Genomic DNA, 21,546 nt, shown 5'->3' with positions numbered 1-21,546 from the left:
CAAGAACAATAGATGTTAGGAGAGAGAAAATGATATATTTTATTAATTTTGGAATGCCAGATCATAAGTCTGGGATTGAACATGCAGAGATAAAAAGATTGAATTTATTTAAAAATCATAATCAACCAGCTAAAGTTATTGCACGTGATTGGAATCGTACTCTTCACCAAACTGCAAATGCATCTGGGGTAGATGATGATAGCTTATTAGGAATGTTTGATTATTTCCAAGATGCAACTAAGGTATCTGCCAAGAACTTAACAGTTGATGATTTGGATTTTGGCGTTGTTAATACCAACCGAGAAGATGAAACAGATAAAAATCGTTATTTAGTTACCAATGCAGCTAATGGGAAATTAGTTGCTCGTGTGAATTATGATCCAGTTCATGATCGTCAAGTAGTATCAACTGAATTGTTTGATGAATACGGCAATCTTTACCGCGTTGATCATTATGATTCACGTGGATTTAGATCATTAGTTCAGTGGTATACACCCGATAATAAAATTGGTAATGAAGAATGGTTAACTCCTGATGGTCGTACTGTAGTTAGAACATTCAATAAGTTTGATATTCACCACAAGTTAGTTAAAACCGGTTGGTGGTTGCAAGAAAAGAATGGTGAAATTCATACTTTTGATACCATTGATGAATTATTCGAACATTTCCTAAATCGAATTAATGAAAAAGGTAATAATATCTTTATCCTTGACCGTTCGCTTTTGGCAGATGGTGCTTTAACTAGATTGAAGAAACCAGCTTATACAGTTATGCACTTACATAATTCACAAGCGGGGGATGCCCAAGATCCACTTCATTCAATTGTTAATAATAACTATGAATATGCTTTGGCAAATCTTGATCGTTATTCTTCTGTGGTTTCAGCAACTCAACGTCAAACAAATGATGTGATTGAAAGATTCAAACCTAAGGCCAAAATGTTTACCATCCCAGTTGGGATTGTTGATAATGAAACCTTAAATGAAGACCACGTTGCTATGGATAAACGTACTTTTGGTAAAGTAATCGCCGTTGCCCGAATTGCCTATGAAAAACGTTTAGATGATTTAGTCCGGGCAGTTAAAATTGTTCATGATCAAGTTCCAGAAGTAACTTTAGATCTTTATGGTTATGCCGATTCTTCAAATAATTATGGTGAAAAACGCAAGATTGAAAAGTTAATCAAGGAATTAAATCTTGAAGACGTTGTAACTTTTAAGGGCTATACCAATGATATTGCCAAGGTTGAAAAAGATGCTCAAGTCTTTGGTTTAACTTCTAGAATGGAAGGATTTAACTTAGCAGTTATGGAAGCCTTATCACATGGTGTAATCGGTGTAACTTATGACGTTAACTATGGTCCAAATGATATCGTCGTTGATGGCAAAAATGGTTACATTGTTGACTTTGGTGACTACAAGGCTTTGGCTGAGAAGATGCTCAAGATCTTTAAGGATAAGAAGTTAATGCAAGAACTTAGCGATGGCTCATATGAAACTAGTGAACGATTCTCAGATGAGAATGTGTGGAATGCATGGCAAGATTTAATTAAAGATGCAGAAAAGACATTGGGAGGCGCAGTAAGAAAATGATTTATTTAGTAGGAGAAAACGTATTTACTTTTAATTCAGGAACTGAATTCTCTCAATTTGAAAGATTGAATGCTTTTAATAATAATGACAAGCGCGCTGTCTTATTACTGCGTAACTATAACCGCATGCTCAGCAATGAAATTAAGAAGCATGGCTTAAGACAAAAAGATGTAATCAACATGTATGATTACTTCCAAGGCACAGTTAAAACTAGACGCAAGGAACAATCCTTACGTTTGCTTGATAGTATTCCACTCACTGATTACCACATTGTTGGAGTAGATAATAACTATTCTAATATCGAATATAAAGGTAAAAAAATTGGTGAAATTCGCGTTATGCCAGCTACTGTTGGACTAGTTGGATCGATTGAATATTATGATTCACTTGGCCAAACTGCAGTCAAAGAATATTGGGACTGGCGTGGATTTAAGTCAATGGTCGAAACTTACCATCCAGATGGTTCAGTTGCAATGCAGCAATACTTACGCCAAGATGGTAGCCCAGCAATTGAAGTAACCCATATGTACATTGGTGATAAAGTACTACCAACCATGTGGAAGTTAATTAATTATAAGGGAAGAGATTGGCAATTTAGAACTGAAGATCAACTCTTTACCTTCTTCCTTAATGAAATTAACAACCAAGAACCGGGTACATTTATTTCTGACCGTCGAACTTTAGATAGTTCAGTCTTAAATGTTGAAAATGCGGACAAGAAAATTTCTTATCTTCACAGTGTGCCATTTAAGGACTATAACCGTCCACAACAAGGGTTAATGGATGTTTACGAACGCGCAGTGAATGGTGAAAATGGTAAAGAATTTGATTATGTAATTTTGCCTACACAAGATCAAGCTGATGAAGTAGCCAAATTAACGACTGCGCAAAGTCAAGTGGTATCTGCTCCTGATAGCTATGTCAAAACTGGTAAGGCAAAAGAATTAAGCCAAGAAATTAATTTAGTATATGTTGGTCGTTTGGCTGTTGAAAAGCATACCGACGATGTGATCAAGGCCTTTAAACATATCAGTAATAAGTTGCCTGAAGCTAAGCTGAAATTACAAGGATATTTTGGCAGTGGTGAATATGAAAAAGAACTCAAAGATCTAGTTAAAAAGTTAGATTTAACTGATAAAGTTGAGTTTGTAGCCTATGATCCAGCTAAGCAAGTTTTACAAGATGGAACTTTATTCTTAAATGCTAGTCGTAGTGAAGGTTTCGGAATGAATATGCTTGAAGCTTTAGCAAGCGGTATTCCAGTTGTAACTTATGCTGCTAACTACACTAGAAATAACTTAGTTAAAGATGGAGTAAATGGCTTTAATGTGGTTAAGACAACACCAGTTGGTTTGGCTAATAAAGTTTTAGAGCTTTTGGGTGATAGTAAAGAATACGCAAGTCTTTCTCAAGGAGCAATTCAGACAGCTAAAGAAAATTCTGAAGCTAACTTCATGAAGCAATGGAATAAATTTATAGACTAAATATTTTATTTTTAGTTGTTGAATATGTTAATTTATTTTAGATAGATAAATAAATTTACTTAAGATAAAGAACAGGGGAAATTTTGATGTCTAGAAGAGACTTACATAAAAAAGAGATTTTCTCTTTACGAAAATTATCTGTTGGTTTAGCCAGCGTGATGATTAGTTCATTTTTCTTTTTATCTCATGATACCGACTTGGTACATGCTGATGAAGTGAAAGAACCAGAATCAGCTGCTGTAGACCAAGCTACGCTTGATGCTGCAGGAGAACTAGCCAACGACTCACACATAACTGATCAAATTTCACATGCTAGTGAAGGTACTGTTGCTAGTGAAGCTGCTACACCTCAAAGTGCAAATTCAGTGGCTAATGAAGAAGTAAGTGCTGCTAATGCAAGTGCAGATAGTCAATCTGCCGCTCCAGCTAGTCAAAATAGCGATACAGATGAATTAGCACATAAAGAAGTAGCAAAGAATACTGAAACTGAAACTACTGCTGCTACTAGTACAGATACAAATAAGACGGCTGAAGCTACAACTCAAACTAATTCGTTTGAAGTAAAAACTGCTAGTCTTCTTACTGATAATAATAACTTAGCAAATAGTGATCAAATAGGCGAATCAAAAGCTGAAACCACTGATTTTTCACAATATGTTGATAATGCTAAATCGATGGCATCAATTGCTACAAGTTATGCAACTCAAGCAGATTTATCTAGTGCTACGACTGCATTGTCTAATGCTACTAGTGTAGCTAATTCAATTTCTAGTTTTGATCAAGAAATTACAAACTCACTTTCTACGATTGGACCAGATTCAAGCTATACTTTAACCGGATTTCCACCAGCTACAGTTCAAGATGATATGGCATCTTTAGCCGATCTTTATAATGAAAGTGAAGACGACGACGGAAATCCAATAACAATTGCGGATTATATTAATGATTCATTGGCAAGTGCAGCTGCAGCAGCAAGTAGTGCAAGTAGCCTCGCTACAAGTATTGCCAGTGCCGTTGATAAATATAATAATGAGACAAATGTAGATTCAAAAGCGAGTTTGGCACAAAGTTTAAGTGCAAGTCTTGATAGTGCGATGGCTTTAGTTGCGAGTTACGCAAAAGATACTATTAGCTTTGTCCAAAGTGCTCAAAGTCAGTATCTTTCAGCTGCAAGTACTGCAACTAGTTTAACGGCAGACATTATTAGTGAAACAGCTACTGCTCTAGATTCTATCGCAAGTGTGGCTACCAGCAATGCACCAGTAGCGACTTCAGTAGCTAATGAATTGAGCAGCTACAGTAGTAGCTATCCAAATGGTATTACAGTTTCTGGATATCCAATTGGTGCTGCCGCTTCTGTAAAGCCTGCGGAAACTAAGGTAGATTCCTTGTCTAGTGCAGCCGACAGTGTTGCTAGTTTGGCTGTAGGTCTCTCCAATGTTGCCAGTTCAGCTCGTGAAACAGCCGCACAGTTAAGTTATGCAGCTATTGATGAAAGTACTATGCATAGTGCTACCAGTGCAGCAACTCAAAAGGCTAGTGATTTAACTGCTGCTATTGAAGCTTTAAGCCAGAATAATACTAGTGAGGCGGATGCAAGTTTGAGTGCCGCTGCAAGCAGTAATACTGATTTTGCAAATATTAATAATCAAATTAATAATATGGCACCAATTCTTGATAAAACTAGCACTTCAAGCCCAATTGGGGTAGCTCAAAGTCTTGCTAATGAAGCAAGTGCACTTGCAGGAATTGGTGAAGCTGCAAGCGCATTTGCAAAGAAGGAAGGGTTAGTTGCTGCGCAAATCCTGCTCTTTGAAGTTCAAGTGGCAGCTGCTAAGGAAACAATTACAAGTGCTGCAAGTGCTGCAAGTAGTGCTCAAACTGCTGCTTCTAGTGCTACCGCTTCAGTAGCTACTAAAAGTAATGCAATTAGTCAATTAGTTGATCAGTATCCAGATCAATTAGCCTCTTATGCTAATGAAGCAAGTAGTGCATATAACATCTCATCTACTGCAACTGGAGATGTTCCCAGTCAGGGGGCAAAAATTAATGCAGCTTCAAGTGGTGTTGCAAGGGCAACAAGGGTAGTACTTCCAGGTAATAATAGCAGAAATGGTGCTATTACAAACGCTGCAAATGTTCTCGCTGGGAATGTTAATATGGCGCATTTAATGTATAATATGGCCTCTGATACAGCAGTTGCAATGCAAACGCCTTATTATCAAACTTTATATAACTCCATGGCAAGTCTGCCTCAACAGCTAGCATCTTATGCTAGTGAGGTAAATGCCGTAACCAGTAGTGCTGCTGCCGCTCAGCTTGCAGCTTCAACTGCTGAATCTGATGCGCAAAGAGCTCAACAAGCAGTTGCTGATATTGATTTAGCTTATGCCAGCGCTGCATCTGCCTACATTGATCTTAAGTCAGAAGCTGCTACAAGTGCTGCATCAAGTGCAACTAGTTCAGCTAATGCGGCAAGTAGCGCAACCAGTAATGCTCAATCTAACCAAGCAGTAACAAGTTCAGCAGCTTCAAGTGCAAAGGACAGTGTATCTAGCGCAAATACTGAAATTGCTAGCGCAGCAACTGATTTAACTAGTCTCACTAATTTGTCAAGTGCAAATGCGGATAATAAAGTTGTAGCTGACAATTTAACCAAAGCTACAACAGCTAAATCTAATGCAGATAGCTATGCTAAGGTAATTGCAGATAATAGTGATCTTGCAAGTTCGGCTGCAAATACCGCGGCTCTTCAAGCAAGTAGTGCGGCAGCCGCAAGTACTGCAGCTTCAACTGCAGCTAGTGCAGCTGCAAGTTACGCAGCTATTGTGGATACTGCAAAAGCAACTGGTGATACTTCACTAGCAAGTAGTGCTGCATCTCAAGCCCAAGCTCAAATTGCCAAGGCTAGTCAGGCAAACAGTGAAGCTCAAAGTGCTGCAACTGCTGCAAGCTTAGCTCAATCAACTGCTAATGCAGCATTAGCTTCAATTGCAAGTGCTCAAACTTCACTTACCAGTGAAGCAAACAAGATTGTGGATTACTTAAGTGCAGCTCAAACTAATGTAGAACAAGCTAGTGCAGCAAGTTTAGCTGCCAGTCAAGCAAATTCAGGAGCAGTTGCTGACAAGACAAATACTGATCAAACTCAAACAGACATTAATAGTGCAGCCAGTGATATTAAGACTGCAAGTAGTGCTGCAGACTCAAGTGCAAGTGAAGCTGATTCATATTCTTCAAGTGCCGCAAGTCAAGCAGATTCATTAGGTACTGATCTTACTTCTTACTCAGATAATCCAATTGTAGTTAGTGCCGCAAGTAGTGCAAAGAGTTTAGCTGGAGTATCAAGTACAGCTGCAAGTAATGCAGCTACTCAAGCTCAATCAGCTAAAGATTTAGCTTCAACTGCTGATTCATTAACAAGTGCTGCAAGTAATGCAGCAACTAAGGCAAGTAGTGCCGCCAGCGCTGCAAGTAGTGCTAGTGCAGCCGCAAGTAGTTATGCCGCTTTAGGTGATATCGCTAATGCTCAATCAGCTGCAAGTGCAGCAAGTGTAGCTAGTCAAGCTGCCAGTGAAGCTGCAAGCACTGCTGCAAGTTTATTATCAGATGCTAAGAAGACTTCTGAAAGTGCATCTAGCGCAGCTAGTGCTGCAGATTCTTATGCTAGTGCTGCAAAGGTAGCCAGTGTAGCGGCTTCAGTTGCTGCCAGTGATGCTGATCAAGCAATTTTAGCAGAAAGCTATGCAAGTAATGCTGCAAGTCAAGCTAGCCAAGCTCAATCGAGTGCCGCAAGTACAGCTGCTACTTCAACTGCTGTTTCATCAAGTGCATCAGAAGCTCTTGATGCAAACAGTAAAGCTTCAAATAATGCTAATAGTGCAGGCATCAACTCTGATTTAGCGTCATCTACCGCTAGTGATGTCGCTTCAATGGCTAGTGCTCACCCAACCAACTCCTTAGCAAGTAGTGCAGCAACTAGAACTAATAATGATTCCCAAGCTGCAAGTAGTGCCGCTACTAGGGCAAGCAGTGCCGCAGATGTAGCAAGCTCAGCTGCTCAAGATGCTGCTACTCAAAGTGAGGCTGCAAATGCTGCCAGTGAAACTGCAAGTAGTGCAGCCGCAAAAGCCTCAAGTGCCGCAAGTGATGCAGCAAGTTTTGCTAAAGAAGGAAATGCTAGTGCTGCAAGTAGTGCAGCCAGCGTCGCTTCAACTGCTAACTCAGATGCCGCAAAAGCCTCAAGTGCCGCAAGTGTAGCTAGTGAAGCTGCAAGCCTTGCTAACTCAATCGCTTCAAGTGCTGCCAGTGAAGCTGCTTCATATCAAGCTATTGCCTCAAGTGCAGCCAGCGACGCAGAAGTGGCTAAGAGTGAAGCTAGTGAAGCAATTGTTGGTGAAAGTGCCGCCAGTGCTGCCAGTGAAGCTGCTAAATCTGCTTCTGCTGCCTCAACTGCAGTTAACTCATACGAAGTAGTTGCAAGTAGCGCAGCTAGTGTAGCAAGAGATTACAATAGTAATGCAAATAGCGCATCTACTTCAGTTGCTCATACTGCTGAAGATACTAAGGCTATTGCCGATCAAGTAGCCTCAATGGCAAGTGAATATGCAAGTAATGAAGTAGTTTCAAGCGCAGCCGCAAAAGCTTCAAGTGCAGCAACTGCTGCAAGTTCAGCCGCAAGTAGTGCTGCAAGTCTAGCATCTTATGTAAGCTCAGTTACTAGTGATGCCGCAACTCAACGTTCAATTGCTGCTGACCAAGATCATATTGCAAGTGAACAAGCAAAACTTGCCAATAGTGCTGCTAGCGCTGCTGATGTTGCATATAAGGCAAGTAATGCAAGTGCAGCTGTCAGTTTAGCTGCTGTAGCTAGTGCGGCTAATAGTGCAGCACAAAGTGCTGAAGCAGTAGCTTCAAGTGCTGCCAGTCAGGCTCTTGTAGATGAAAGTGAAGCAAATAAATCAATTGCAACTCTCAATAGCTATGCGCAAGATGCTTTGAACTTTGAAAGTCAAGCAAGTGCCGCTAAGAGTGAAGCAATTAATAACATTTTGGAGAATGTGGTCGATGATGCAATTGCTAGTGGTGCCGCAAGTGCCGCTGATTCTTCAGCTGTAAAGACTAAATCTTATGCAAGTCAAGCTTCGAGTTCAGCTAAGGAAGCGAACAGCTCAAGTACTGTAACTAGTGAAAATACTAATTCAGCAGCCAGTCAAGCAAGTGCTGCTAGTGATACAGCTACTGAAGTATCTTCAATGTCTGATGCTCATCCAACTAATTCCTTAGTATCAAGCGCTGCAGTCAAGGCTAATAGTGCCGCAAAGCGTGCAAGTAGTGCCGCTAGTGCAGCAAATGTAGCTAAAACTAATGCAGATTCAGCAAGTAGCATTGCTAGTGAAGCTTATGATGCTGCAAAAGTTGCTGATGATTTAGCAAGTAGTGCCGCTAATGCCGCAAATATAGCCAAAAGTGCAGCTGATTCAGCTGCTGCTGATGGTAACACTGCTATAGCAAGTAGTGCGGCAAGCGTAGCTAGAAGTGAAGCAGCTGTAGCTAAGAGTGCAGAAAGTACTGCTCAAAGTGCTGCAAGAAGGGCAAGCAGTGCTGCAAGTATTGCCAGTCAGGCCGCCAGTGCTGCAAGTTCAATGGCCGAAATTGCAAGCCAAGCAAACAGCACAGCTGATATTGCCAAGAGTGAAGCTAGCGATGCTATTAGAGGTGAAATCGCTGCAAGTAACGCAAGTCAAGCCGCAAGTAATGCCGCTGATGCACATACAAACGCCACTTCAGATGAATCAGCCGCAAGTAGTGCAGCCAGTGCTGCCGGAAGTTACAGTCAAAGCGCTGCTGATCTTTCAAGTACAGCTACTGGTCAAGTAAGTGATGCTCAAAGTAATGCAGATGATGTAGCAAGCTTAGCTAGTGAACATCCAACTAATAGTGTGGTAGCAAGTGCCGCTGATAAGGCTAATAGTGCTGCAAGTAACGCTAAGTCAGCTGCCAGTGCCGCAAGTAGTGCTGCAGTAGTATCTTCAACTGCAGCAAGCAGTGCAGTTGTTGAACATTCTACTGCCAGTGAACAAAATAGTATTGCCAGTGAAGCCGCAAGTAATGCTGATGATTTAGCAAGTAAGGCTGATAGTGCCTACAAGGCTAGTGAAGCTTCAATGGCTGAAAGTCTTGCTAGTGAAGCTTCAAGTGCTGCTTCTCTTGCAAGCAGTGCTGCGACTGCTGCTTCAAGTGCTGCAAGTCAAGCAATTATTGACGAAGAAACTGCTAAAACTCATGCCGAGCTTGCTTCAAGTGCTGCTCGTGATGCATTTAATTTTGATAGTGAAGCAAGTGCTGCTAAGAGTGAAGCAGAAGATAACTTAAGTCAAGCTAGTGATGCTGTAGATAAGGCATCGAGTGCATCAAGTGCTACAAGTAGTTCAGCAATTCAAACTAGTTCATATGCAAGTATTGCAAGTAGCGCCGCTAAGTCAGCAAGTTCAGATGAAAGTGCTGCATCAGACTCAACAAGTGCAGCAAGTTCATCAGCAAGTCAAGCTAGTGAAACAGCTAGCGAAGCAGCTTCAATGGCAAGTGACCATCCAAGTAATTCACTCGTATCAAGTGCTGCAGACAAAGCATCAAATGCTGCAAGTACTGCTAAGAGTGCTGCGACTGCTGCTTCAAGTGCAACTAGTGCCGCTTCAGAAGCAGCAAGTTTAGCAAGTGACGAATACAAGAATGCAAGTTCAGCTGACGCAATAGCTAAGAATGCTGCCGATCTTGCTTCAAATGCCAAGAGTGAAGCAGAAAGTGCTGCATCTGCAGGTGATACAAGCGTAGCAAGTAGCGCAGCTGCTAAAGCAAGCAGCGCTGCCAGTGCCGCTAAGAGTGCAGAAAGTGCTGCAAGTACTGCTGCATCCATAGCGCAAAGTCATGCCAGTGTGGCAAGTAGTGCTGCCAGTGTAGCAAGTTCAATGGCTGAAATTGCTAGTCAAGCAAGTAGCACAGCTGAAGTGGCTAAGAGTGAAGCTAGCGATGCAATTAGAGGTGAAATTGCTGCAAGTTCAGCAAGTCAAGCCGCAAGTAGTGCCGCTGACGCACATACTAATACAAGTTCAGCTGAATCAGCAGCAAGCAGTGCAGCCAGTGCTGCTGGCAGTTACAGTCAAAGTGCAGCTGATCTTTCAAGTACTGCTGCAAGTCAATCAAGTTCAGCTCAAAGTAATGCCGACGATGTAGCAAGTTTAGCTAGTGAGCATCCAACTAATAGTGTTGTTGCTAGTGCAGCCGAAAAAGCAAATAGTGCCGCAAGTAATGCTAAATCAGCAGCTAGTGTAGCAAGCAGTGCCGCAAGTGTATCTTCAAGTGCTGCCAGTGATGCTGTAACTCAACGATCAACGGCTAGTGAACAAAATAGTATTGCTAGTGAACAAGCAAGTATTGCTGGTGATTTAGCAAGTAAAGCTGATAGTGCCTACAAGGCTAGTGAAGCTTCAATGGCTGAAAGTCTTGCTAGTGAAGCTTCAAGTGCTGCTTCTCTTGCAAGCAGTGCTGCGACTGCTGCTTCAATAGCTGCAAGTCAAGCAATTATTGACGAAGAAACTTCTAAAACTCATGCCGACCTTGCTTCAAGTGCTGCCAGTGATTCCTTTAATTTTGATAGTGAGGCAAGCGCAGCAAAGAGTGAAGCAGAAGATAACTTAAGTTCAGCATCAAGTGAAGGATCATCGTCAGATGACTCAGGCGCTTCAAGTTCAGCATCAAGTGAGGGATCATCATCAGCTGATTCAAGCGCTTCAAGTTCGGCATCAAGCGAAGGCTCATCATCAGCTGACTCAAGTGCTTCAAGTTCAGCATCAAGCGAAGGATCATCATCAAGTGCTGCTTCTAGCGCAACTTCGGAATCTTCATCAAGTGTTGCAAGTAGTGCTGCTTCTAGTGCAACTTCTAAGCCAAATTGTCCAGCAAATACAGGTTCTGATATTATTTCCCCTGAAAAACGTACTGACAATACCGCTCAACCTAATGCTGAAGATATTTACGCTCATGCTGCTGGCATTCAAGTTCCTAACGCCAATGAGAATTCTCTTGCCGATAAAGCAAAACGTTTACCACAAACTGGTGAATCGAATACTAATTCAGCTGGAATGTTTGGATTATTAATTGCAAGTATTGGTAGTTTATTAGGTCTAGCAGGAGCTAAACGCCGCAAAAAAGATGAAAAATAACTAAATTGCGTAAAATGAGAAAAGGAGATCACACAAAATTATTGTGATCTCCTTTTTCTTTTAATTTGTCTTGACGTTATCAGAATGAGCAGGTATAATATCATAGTTGAGAACAAGAAGAAGCGCCCGCTTCTCGCCTAAGTTAAGTTAACCTCTAGGCTGATCGATATTTTCTGTTGATTAAAGGCGGGGCTACTTATCCCGCCTTTTTCTTGTCCTCAAATTAACACGGAGGTGAAGAGTCATACCAAGGAATTTAATTTTAAACGAAAGAATTCGTGCAAACGAAGTTCGTTTAATTGATGCAGATGGTGAGCAAGTTGGTGTTGTAACTAAGAGCGAAGCTTTACGTCGTGCAAGCGATGAAGGTCTGGATTTAGTCTTAATTTCACCCAACGCTAAGCCACCAGTAGCTCGTATAATGGATTACGGTAAATATCGCTTCGAACAACAGAAGAAGCTTAAAGAATCCCGTAAGAAATCTAAGACGGTTAGTGTCAAAGAAATTCGTTTAAGTCCAACTATTGAAGGAAACGACTTTGATACTAAGTTGAAACATGTTCAAAAGTTCCTTACTAAAGAAGGCGCTAAAGTTCGTGTTTCAATCCGCTTTAGAGGTAGAGCAATCACTCATAAGGAATTAGGTCAACAAGTACTTGAAAAGATGGCTGAAGCTACTTCAGATATTGCTACAGTAACTAGCAAGCCTAAGATGGAAGGTCGTTCAATGTTCTTAATGCTTGCACCTAAGAGTGATAAGGACAAAAAAAGTAAGTAGTTAATTGGAGGAATTTGAAAATGCCTAAAATGAGAACACACCGCGCTTCTGCTAAGCGTTTTAAGAGAACTGCTAATGGTGGTTTGAAGCGTCATCACGCATTTACTGGTCACCGTTTCCACGGTAAGACTAAGAAGCAACGTCGTCATTTGAGAAAGCCTGCTATGGTTTCACGTAGCGATATGAAGCGCATCAAACAGATGGTTTCTCAAATGCGTTAATTAAAGAATTCAAAAACGTTAAAACGATAGTAGGAGGAATTTCTGATGCCAAGAGTTAAAGGTGGAACAGTAACACGTAGACGTCGTAAGAAGGTTATGAAGCTTGCCAAGGGTTACCGTGGCGCAAAGCATATGCAATTTAAGGCAGCAAGCACTCAATTGTTTGTTTCCTACAAGTACGCATTCCGTGACCGTAGAAAGCGTAAGAGCGAATTTAGAAAGTTATGGATTGCTCGTATTAATGCAGCAGCAAGACAAAACGACATTTCTTACTCTAAGTTAATGCACGGTTTGAAGTTAGCTGGTGTTGAAATGAACCGTAAGATGTTAGCTGATATTGCTTACAACGATTCAGAAACTTTTGCTAAGTTAGCTGAAACTGCTAAAAAAGCTTTAAACTAATAAAAAGACGCGTCATGTGCGCGTTTTTTTTATACCTAAATTTATCATTTTGGGCAATTTTCTGATAAGATTAAATTAATATAAATAATGAAAGGGAATGGGGCATGTTATTTCGACCCAAATATACGATTGATACAATTTATCATTTAGATACCGATAAATTGCATGAAATGAACATTAAGGCAGTATTTTCAGATTTAGATAATACCTTGCTCGCATGGAATAAATTTGAAACTGCTAAAGAAATGGATAAACTTAATCAACGTCTTGCTGCAGCTGGAATTAAATTAGTGGTTATTTCCAATAATAATGCAGAAAGAGTTGGAAAAGTTTTAGATCCATATCATATTGCTTTTGTTGCAAAAGCTAGAAAACCGTTACCTTTTGCAATTAATGCAGAACGTGAGCGTCTTAATTTGAAGAAAGATCAAGTTATGATGGTTGGTGATCAGCTAATTACAGATATTCAGGCTGCTAATTTGGCGGGCGTTGAATCAGTTTTAGTTAAGCCGCTGGTTGAGACCGATAAATGGAATACAAGAATTAATCGTTTCTTTGAAAAGATTATCTTTTTCTTCTTATCAATTTCACACCGAGTTACTTTTAAGGAGACTTTGAAAAATGGATGATGAAATTATTTGTATAGGTTGTGGTGCAATCCTTCAATCAGATGATCCCAAAGCAGCTGGGTATTTACCGGCTAGTGCACTTGAAAAGGCAATTAATGGTGATACAGATGATGTATATTGCCAAAGATGTTTTCGTTTGCGTCATTACAATGAAATAATGCCAGTTGATCTCAACAATGATGACTTTTTAGCTTTGCTTAATTCACTTTCAAGTAAAAAAGCGTTAATTGTTAATGTAGTTGATTTATTCGACTTTTCAAATTCACTTCTTTCATCACTTAAAAGATTTGTTGGTGATAATGAATTCATTTTGGTGGGAAATAAGTTTGACCTTTTTCCATTAAACACTCGTCAAAGTAAAATTAAAGATTGGATGAGACAAGAAGCTAATCGTATGGGCCTCCATCCAAAGAAAATTTTCTTAATTAGTGCTGCAAGACAAAAATATTTAGATGATTTGATTGAATACTTGAATAAGGCATCTCAAGATCGTGATGTTTATTTTGTTGGAATGACTAATGTCGGTAAATCAACTTTAATCAACGCAATTATCGACAAAATGGGTGATATTAAGAATTTGATTACCACTTCACGTTTTCCAGGTACAACTCTTGATAGAATTGAGATTCCACTTGAAAATGGCCACTTTTTAGTTGATACACCGGGAATTATGAGTGATAGCCAGATTGCAACTCGCTTGAAACCCAAGGATTTGGAAATAGTCTCACCTAAGAAACCATTAAAGCCAGCTACTTTCCAATTATTGCCTGGCAATACTATCTTTTTGGGTGGTCTTGGTAGAATCGATTATGTTAAGGGTGAATCAACAAGCTTTACTGTTTATGTTGCTCGTGGAGTTAAACTTCATAGAACCAAAACAGCAAAGGCCGATGAATTCTTTAAAAATCATGTTGGTGAATTATTAACACCACCAACAGGTGAAAATTATTTAGGTGAATTAAAAGGTCAAGAATTTAAGACCAAATATAAGAGTGACCTATTGTTTGGTGGTATTGGATTTGTGACAGTTCCTGAAGGTTGTGTCGTAAAAACTTATACACCTGATAAAATAGGTTTAGGTATTCGTCGTGCTTTAATTTAAGGAGTGAGATCATGGATGCTAAGTGTATTGAAAAAATTCCAGAAGCAAAAGTAGAACTTGATTTACAAGCAGATGATAAGGGACGTCAAATTGGTATAATGGGTGGGACCTTTAATCCGGTACATATTGCTCACTTAGTTGCAGCTGAACAAGCAATGACTAAACTTCGACTTGATGAAGTATGGTTCATTCCAGATAATATTCCACCTCATAAAAATGCTCCTTTGACTTCAGCCAAAGATAGAGCAACTATGCTTGATTTGGCAACACGCGATAATCCTAAATTCCGCGTTAAGTTACTTGAACTGTTCCGTGGAGGAGTTTCATATACTGTTGATACAATACGCTATTTAAAGGAAAAAGCCCCTCAAAATAATTATTATTTGATTATGGGCAGTGATCAGGTTAACAGCTTTCATACCTGGAAAGAGGCATCAGAACTTGCAAAGATGGTAACTTTGGTAGGTATCCGTCGCCCTGGTTATCCTCAAGATCCGCAGTATCCAATGATATGGGTAGATGCACCTGATATTCGGCTTTCTTCAACGGCTATCCGTCGATCAGTCGCAACCGGTACATCAATTCGCTACTTAGTTCCAGAATCAGTAAGACAATATATTGAAGAAAAGGGGCTTTATCGTGACTAAGTTGTTTTTTAAGGAGACTTATTCACCATTATCAAGTGATGAAATTATTGCTAAAGAAAGAGCTAACATGGATGATAAAAGATTCCAGCATTGTGTAAGAGTTAGTGAAACTTCACGTAAGTTAGCCAAGCTAAATAATTATGATGAAGATAAGGCCGCTCTTGCTGGGTTTGTTCATGATTATGCTAAACAAGTTCCAGTTGAAGAATATATTGAAGCTATTAAGACACAGGGATTTGATCCTGATTTACTAAATTGGAATCGGGCAATTTGGCATGGTATTGTTGGTACATATTTTATTAAGCGAGATTTAAAGATCACTGATCCAGAAATTTTACAAGCTGTATGGCGTCATACAACGGCCGACGTGGAAATGACTACACTTGATAAAATTGTATTTATGGCCGATTTTATTGAACCGGGAAGAGACTTTCCTGGCGTTGAAGAAGCTCGCAAGATTACTTATGATAATTTGGATGCAGGTGTAGGCTATCAACTTGCTCATACCTTAGAATTTTTAATTAGTAAGAGAAATAAGATTTATCCACGCACGCTTTTGGCTTATAACGTGTGGAGTGTAAAATAAAGGAGAAAAATATTGAGTAGTAAAGAAGTTTTAGATTTTACCCTTAAAGCAATTAGTGACCGTCACGGAGAAGATACTGAAGCATATGACATGGAAGGTATCAGTATTTTAGCTGACTACTATGTTGTAACTAGTGCAGGTTCAAACCGTCAACTTCATGCGATCGCTAATTCAATTGTTGAAGAAGCTCATGAAAACAAGTACACGGATTACCGTATTGAAGGTACTCGTGATTCAAATTGGCTTTTAATCGATTTAGGTGACGTTGTAGTAAACATTTTCACCAAGGATGCCCGTGAATTCTATAATCTTGAAAAGCTTTGGGCTAACGGTAAACAATTAGAAATTAAGGAAGACTAATTATGAGTGTTGTTGGGATTATAGCTGAATACAATCCCTTTCATAGTGGTCATGAATTTCTTTTGAATCAGGCGCGTCTAATTGCTGGAAATGATCCAATTATTGTGGTTATGTCTGGTAATTATGTTCAACGTGGTGAAATGGCGATTATGGATAAATGGGCCAGGGCAAAGGCGGCTCTTCAATCTGGAGCTGATTTAGTATTTGAATTACCATTTTCTACTGCTGTACAATCAGCAGATTTATTTGCCTTGGGAAGTATTAATGTTTTAAATGAATTAGGTGTTAAAAGTTTAGTCTTCGGAGCAGAAGATGCTAATTTAAACTTTGAATATTTGGGAAAGCAAATCGCTGAAATTCCACGTAGTAAGATGGATTTTAAAGATTATAGTCAAACTTACTCAACTCAATATAACCAAATGGTTTCAAGAGAAGTAGGTTATGAAGTTAATGAGCCAAATTCAATTTTGGGCTTAGCTTATGCTGTTGCTAACTATAATTTGAATTCCCCAATGTCACTTCATCCAGTTAATCGAATTGGCGTTAAACACGATGATTTGTTAAAGCGCAATGGTACTGTTCAAAGTGCAAGCGCGATTCGAAATTTACTTTTACATGGTGAAGATACAGATCAACTTAAAGAATGGCTTCCAAAAGAAGAGGCCAAGCAGCTTGCAAAGCAAACAATTTATCCGAATTGGAATCTCTTATATCCATTTTTAAAATATAAAATTGAATCAACTTCAGTAGCGGATCTTAGAAAAATTTACCAAATGAGCGAAGGTCTTGAATATAAAATGAAACAAGAAATTCATTTGAGTAAGGACTTTGCTGAATTTTTGCGTCATATTAAATCAAAAAGATATACTTATGCTCGCTTGCGTCGTTTATGTTTATATACATTACTTAATGTGACACAAGACGATATGTTAGCAAGCTTTAACCATGAATCATTAATGCTTTTAGGCTTTAGTAAAATTGGCCGTCAATATTTAAAAGATAATCGGAGTGAATTTGCTCTTGATATCGTGTCAAAAGTTGATAAGAAAAATTCGAAGGATGGATCTATGAATTTGCAAGTTCGATTAGATCGCCTTTTTGAACAAATAATGCAGGTTGACCAAAATTTTGGTCGCCGACCAATCGAGGTGTAAATATGCTTTCACTTAATTTTTCAAGAATTAAAAATAGTGGTATGCCACTAACTCACATTGATCAAGAAGTTGAAGTAAGACCAGAATTTCTTGAACGAGCAAAGAATTTATTATTTGAGGTTAAAAATATTCACGTAACAGGTGACCTATTTTACGATGAACCGTATGTGACTGGTAATTTTCAAGTTAGTGCAGACCTAGTTGTTCCTTCAAGTAGAAGTTTAAAACCAGTACCTTATCATGAAGAATTTACTTTTACTGAAAATTATTCTAGGGATACTCCTTCGAAAGATGAGCTGGAAGAAAATCCTGATCCAATTGTAAAAGTTGAAAACGATACAATTGATTTACAAACAGCAGTAGAAGATAATATTTTACTTAACATACCAGCTACAATTTTGACTGAGAAAGAATCAAAAGATAATATTTATCCAGAAGGAAATGGTTGGGAAGTTATTTCTCAAGCTGCGTTTGATGAAGGAAAGAAGAATCAAATTAATCCTGCTTTTGAAAAGTTAAAGGACTTATTCCCAGATCAAGACAAAGATAAATAATGAGTTATGAAGTAATCAATTTTTAAAAAGTTGGTTACTTTTTATCTTGTGTTTGTAGCTTTTTTAAAGTATCCTTTAATTATGAAACATTTATTAATTAAAAGATAAATTTATAAATTATATGGACAGGATAGAATAAAATAATGGCAAAAATTCTTATTATTGAAGATGAAAAAAATCTAGCTCGTTTTGTTCAGCTTGAATTACAACACGAGAACTATGAAACAGTAGTTGAGAATAATGGACGTAAAGGTTTAGATGATGCATTAAATGATAATTTTGATGCTATCTTGCTTGATTTAATGTTACCTGATTTAAATGGTCTTGAAATTGCTCGTAGAGTTCGTCAAACTAAGACAACCCCAATTATTATGATGACTGCGCGTGATTCAGTAATTGACCGTGTATCAGGCCTGGATCATGGTGCAGATGACTATATTGTAAAACCATTTGCCATTGAAGAATTATTAGCTCGTTTACGTGCTGTACTTCGTCGTGTAAAGATTGAAAAGGATGCTCAAAATACTACAGTATCTAAACAACAAATTGTTAAGTTTAAAGATTTAACAATTGAAACAGCTAATCGTATTGTTCATCGCGGTGATGGTAAGGCAATTGATTTAACTAAGCGTGAATATAACTTATTAATGACTTTAATCGAAAATAAGAATAATGTTGTTAGTCGCGATCAGCTTTTAAATAAAATTTGGGGACCCGAATCAAATATCGAAACTAACGTTGTAGAAGTTTATGTTCGTTACTTACGTAATAAAATCGATGCTTCAGGGCAACCTTCATATATCAAAACAGTTCGTGGAACTGGGTACATGGTAAGAGATGAAGATGATGACAGATAATCTAAAAAAAACAAAAAAAGAGACTAAACGTTCATCGCTTATTTGGCGCTGGGTAAGTGTCCTTGCGTTGACGATCGTAGTCTCTTTTGTTGTATTTTCAGTAATTATTTATTCAACTGTTAGCCAACAGACATTGACTCAACAAGAAGAAGTTTCTAACCGAGTTATTCAAACTTTAGATCAACAGTTGAGTCCGATTTCAGGAGAGTTAGAAATTTCTAATGTGGTTCCTGCTTTGTCGCCCAGCACCAGAAGAATTTTAAATGGTGGTCCTAATATTAAGGATGATAGTGTTTCGTCGGGGAGCGCTTTTAGTGATGATTTGATTTCATCAATTTCTAATCCAGATATTAACGTTGCTGTTTATAATAAACATAATGAGATAGTTTTCTCAAATGGTGACACAGCTCCGACTTTCCATCCTTTCCAAGGAAAGACAAAAGTAGAAAAATCGATAACGAAACATGGAACTGTTTTGAATACGTATCATAAAATAGTTTCGAATAAGACAAAAAAGGTTACCGGATATATTGTAGTAACTAATAGTATGACTTATTACAACCATATCATGAAGTATCTATTGCGTTGGATGCTAATGATATCGGCTGTTGCAATAATTGTCTTTACGCTTATCTCATTCCTAATTGTTAGGGATGTCGTTAAACCGATTAAAGAAATTTCTAAAGTTGCTAGAGAAGTTAATGAAGATCCTAACAGTACTGTAAGAATTACCGATTATCACCGAAACGATGAGTTAGGTGATTTAGTAAATTCATTTAATCAGATGCTAGATCGAATGCAGCGATATATTGATCAACAAAAAGAATTTGTAAGTGATGTGTCGCACGAATTGAGAACCCCAGTAGCTGTGATTGAGGGGCATTTAAATATGCTTGAAAGATGGGGTAAAGAAGATCCTGAGATTTTGGAAGAATCAATTAAAGCATCTTTACAAGAAGCTGATAGGATGAAGCACTTAATTCAAGAAATGCTCGATTTAACTAGGGCTGAACAGATCAATGTGCAATATCCTAATGCAATAACAAATGTTAATGATGTACTAAAACGTGTAACTAGTGATATGGCAATGGTCCATCCTGATTTCAATATTCAGCTTGATATCGATGATTTACCAGCAGATACAAAAATTCAAATTTACCAAGGTCACTTAGAACAGATTTTAGTGATTTTGATCGATAATGGAATTAAATATTCAACAGATCGTAAACAAATTAATGTTTCGGCTGGAGTTACTGAAGATAAAATTCATATTATTGTTCAGGACTTTGGTGAGGGTATTTCAAAAGAAGACCAAGATAAAATCTTTAATCGTTTCTACCGTGTTGATAAGGCAAGAACACGTGAAAAGGGTGGTAACGGTTTGGGATTATCAATTGCTCAAAAGTTGGTTGAAAGCTATCATGGAGAAATTAGCGTTGACTCAGTAGTAGGACAGGGTAGTCAATTTAATATTGTCTTTCCAGTTTTATCTGCTCAAGATATTAAACGCCTAGAAGAAAAAAGCAATCAAAATGAAGATAAATAAAAAGAGAATTGGCTTGGCCAATTCTCTTTTTTGATTAAATTTACTATTTATTTTTTCTTTGTTGCTTACCTTTGTTGCGGTTTCGAAGATTATCATGCAAAGTCTTTTCTTCTGAGTTTTCTTTTGCAGAAACATTCGCATTAAATAAATTATCAATGTCTTCTTTAGTTACAACTTCAACAGTTGGATTGTCTTTTAATTCTTTATCAATTCTTGCCTTTTCTCTTGGAGTAATAATAAATGTAACAATTAATTGCTGAATAATCATCACGAAGTTACCAGCAGCCCAGTATAATGCTAAGGCACCTGAGAATGAAAGACTAAAGAATAATGTCATAATTGGATTCATGAACATCATTGATTGCATAGTCTTCTTTTGCTCTGGGGCAACACCAATTAATGATAAATATCCTTGAATAACGGCAAAGACAGTGGCGATAATTGCCAAAATCAATGACTTGCTACTCAATGAAATTCCAAAGAATGTGGCGTGTTTCAAAACGCTTGAGAAAGCAACTGCTTGGTAAATACCAATCATGATTGGCATTTGGATAAGAAGTGGTAAACATCCAATTCCACCAGTTAATGAGACATTATTTTTAGAATAAAGTTCACGTTGCCAAGTTGAGAGCTGCATTTGTTGTTCTGGTGTAATTGGTTTATGACGCATACCTTCTTGAATTAATTTCATTTGAGGTTGAAGGCGAGACATTTTTTCTTGCTGGGTAACGCTCTTTTTTTGTTGCATGAGCATTAGAGGTAAAAGAATTAATCTAATTACTAAAGTAATGATCACAATTCCCCAACCTGCACCGTTAGCACCACCGATTGCGTGAGCGGTGTGAAGCATAACGTTTTGAAGAGGTAAACCAATCCACTGGAAAATCCAGCCATAAAGCCCACCATGAGGAGGGGTGCTTGAATTAACATCCCCGCCTGAACAACCAGTTAATGTAATTGCCACAAGGGCAACTAGAGTTAGTAAAGCAAAGTATTTTCTATATTTTTTCATTAAATCACCCAATATTTGATAGTTTCTAATTTAATATAATACATGAAAACCATGCATTTTATCTACCTCTGGGAGCATTTCTATATCGAAATTTTCAATATGAGCAAATGGAGATAGATGATCAGGCAATTCTTTTAAAAAGTGTGTAGCTTCTTGTTTGCTTGCTTGAAGCATGATTGTGACTGTCATATCAGGATTGTTTTTAACAGTTCCGTTTAGTCCAAGTGATTGAGCATAATTCATAACACTCCAGCGAAATCCCACGCCTTGAACTCGACCTGAAACAATTATTTTCCATGTTTTCATGATAAAGACCTTTCTCTTTAATATTAATGGCTTTAGTCTAACTTTGATTTTACCATGTTAATTTTACTTAATCTCATTTAAAATAGAATCAATG

General features: G+C 38.2%; 17 protein-coding genes and 1 other annotated feature. Of the genes, 15 read left to right on the top strand and 2 right to left on the bottom strand.

The genetic code is table 11. The features are described 5' to 3' along the window. Positions 1-29 precede the first annotated feature (29 nt). From NFR82_RS03690 to NFR82_RS03620, 15 genes are all read left to right on the top strand, one after another. On the top strand, positions 30-1,592 hold the full coding sequence (locus NFR82_RS03690; RefSeq protein WP_251716943.1) for a glycosyltransferase family 4 protein: 1,563 nt from the start codon (positions 30-32) through the stop codon (positions 1,590-1,592). After that, entirely contained in the window at positions 1,589-3,076 is a 1,488-nt protein-coding gene (locus tag NFR82_RS03685) for a glycosyltransferase (RefSeq protein WP_251716942.1), read from the top strand. The genes NFR82_RS03690 and NFR82_RS03685 overlap by 4 nt, the downstream gene beginning before the upstream one ends. A gap of 86 nt (positions 3,077-3,162) precedes the next feature. Then, positions 3,163-11,298 (top strand): YSIRK-type signal peptide-containing protein, encoded by an 8,136-nt coding sequence (locus NFR82_RS03680; protein ID WP_251716941.1) that lies wholly within the window; start codon positions 3,163-3,165, stop codon positions 11,296-11,298. Between the two features lie 108 nt (positions 11,299-11,406). Beyond that, positions 11,407-11,517: a sequence feature (ribosomal protein L20 leader region), on the top strand. Positions 11,518-11,542: 25 nt separating this feature from the next. Beyond that, positions 11,543-12,076, top strand: coding sequence for a translation initiation factor IF-3 (gene infC, locus NFR82_RS03675; RefSeq protein ID WP_251716978.1), 534 nt, complete (start codon positions 11,543-11,545; stop codon positions 12,074-12,076). Between the two features lie 20 nt (positions 12,077-12,096). Further along, positions 12,097-12,297, top strand: coding sequence for a 50S ribosomal protein L35 (gene rpmI / locus NFR82_RS03670; protein ID WP_251716940.1), 201 nt, complete (start codon positions 12,097-12,099; stop codon positions 12,295-12,297). A 45-nt stretch (positions 12,298-12,342) separates the two neighbouring features. Next, positions 12,343-12,699: a 50S ribosomal protein L20 gene (gene rplT, locus NFR82_RS03665; protein WP_251716939.1), complete on the top strand. Its 357-nt coding sequence runs from the start codon at positions 12,343-12,345 to the stop codon at positions 12,697-12,699. A gap of 104 nt (positions 12,700-12,803) precedes the next feature. After that, positions 12,804-13,328, top strand: a complete 525-nt coding sequence (locus tag NFR82_RS03660) for a YqeG family HAD IIIA-type phosphatase (RefSeq protein WP_251716938.1) — start codon at positions 12,804-12,806, stop codon at positions 13,326-13,328. Continuing rightward, positions 13,321-14,430, top strand: a complete 1,110-nt coding sequence (gene yqeH, locus NFR82_RS03655; protein ID WP_251716937.1) for a ribosome biogenesis GTPase YqeH — start codon at positions 13,321-13,323, stop codon at positions 14,428-14,430. The genes NFR82_RS03660 and yqeH overlap by 8 nt, the downstream gene beginning before the upstream one ends. A gap of 8 nt (positions 14,431-14,438) precedes the next feature. Continuing rightward, positions 14,439-15,077: a nicotinate-nucleotide adenylyltransferase gene (locus tag NFR82_RS03650; RefSeq protein ID WP_251716977.1), complete on the top strand. Its 639-nt coding sequence runs from the start codon at positions 14,439-14,441 to the stop codon at positions 15,075-15,077. After that, positions 15,070-15,663 (top strand): bis(5'-nucleosyl)-tetraphosphatase (symmetrical) YqeK, encoded by a 594-nt coding sequence (gene yqeK / locus NFR82_RS03645; protein ID WP_251716936.1) that lies wholly within the window; start codon positions 15,070-15,072, stop codon positions 15,661-15,663. Before NFR82_RS03650 ends, yqeK begins: the two co-directional genes overlap by 8 nt. A gap of 12 nt (positions 15,664-15,675) precedes the next feature. Further along, complete coding sequence (rsfS, locus tag NFR82_RS03640; protein WP_251716935.1) at positions 15,676-16,023, top strand: ribosome silencing factor; 348 nt, start codon at positions 15,676-15,678, stop codon at positions 16,021-16,023. Positions 16,024-16,025: 2 nt separating this feature from the next. Continuing rightward, on the top strand, positions 16,026-17,177 hold the full coding sequence (locus NFR82_RS03635; RefSeq protein WP_251716925.1) for a nucleotidyltransferase: 1,152 nt from the start codon (positions 16,026-16,028) through the stop codon (positions 17,175-17,177). 2 nt (positions 17,178-17,179) lie between these two features. Beyond that, positions 17,180-17,731 (top strand): DUF177 domain-containing protein, encoded by a 552-nt coding sequence (locus tag NFR82_RS03630; protein ID WP_251716923.1) that lies wholly within the window; start codon positions 17,180-17,182, stop codon positions 17,729-17,731. A 143-nt stretch (positions 17,732-17,874) separates the two neighbouring features. Next, entirely contained in the window at positions 17,875-18,588 is a 714-nt protein-coding gene (locus tag NFR82_RS03625) for a response regulator transcription factor (RefSeq protein WP_251716922.1), read from the top strand. After that, entirely contained in the window at positions 18,569-20,134 is a 1,566-nt protein-coding gene (locus tag NFR82_RS03620) for a HAMP domain-containing sensor histidine kinase (protein WP_251716920.1), read from the top strand. Before NFR82_RS03625 ends, NFR82_RS03620 begins: the two co-directional genes overlap by 20 nt. Positions 20,135-20,177: 43 nt before the next feature. Here NFR82_RS03620 and yidC read toward each other — a convergent pair whose 3' ends face one another. Both yidC and NFR82_RS03610 read right to left on the bottom strand, forming a co-directional pair. Further along, the gene (gene yidC / locus NFR82_RS03615) at positions 20,178-21,146 is read right to left on the bottom strand and encodes a membrane protein insertase YidC (RefSeq protein ID WP_251716918.1); all 969 of its coding nucleotides are present in this window, start codon (positions 21,144-21,146) and stop codon (positions 20,178-20,180) included. A 30-nt stretch (positions 21,147-21,176) separates the two neighbouring features. Beyond that, on the bottom strand, positions 21,177-21,452 hold the full coding sequence (locus NFR82_RS03610; protein ID WP_251716916.1) for an acylphosphatase: 276 nt from the start codon (positions 21,450-21,452) through the stop codon (positions 21,177-21,179). Positions 21,453-21,546 lie beyond the last annotated feature (94 nt).

Origin of the sequence: Lactobacillus agrestimuris (genome assembly GCF_943193025.1) — a bacterium.
GTDB classification, from domain to species: Bacteria; Bacillota; Bacilli; order Lactobacillales; family Lactobacillaceae; genus Lactobacillus; species Lactobacillus agrestimuris.
The sequence above is the reverse complement of the archived record's forward strand: the minus strand, read 5'-3'. Positions and strand labels throughout refer to the sequence as shown.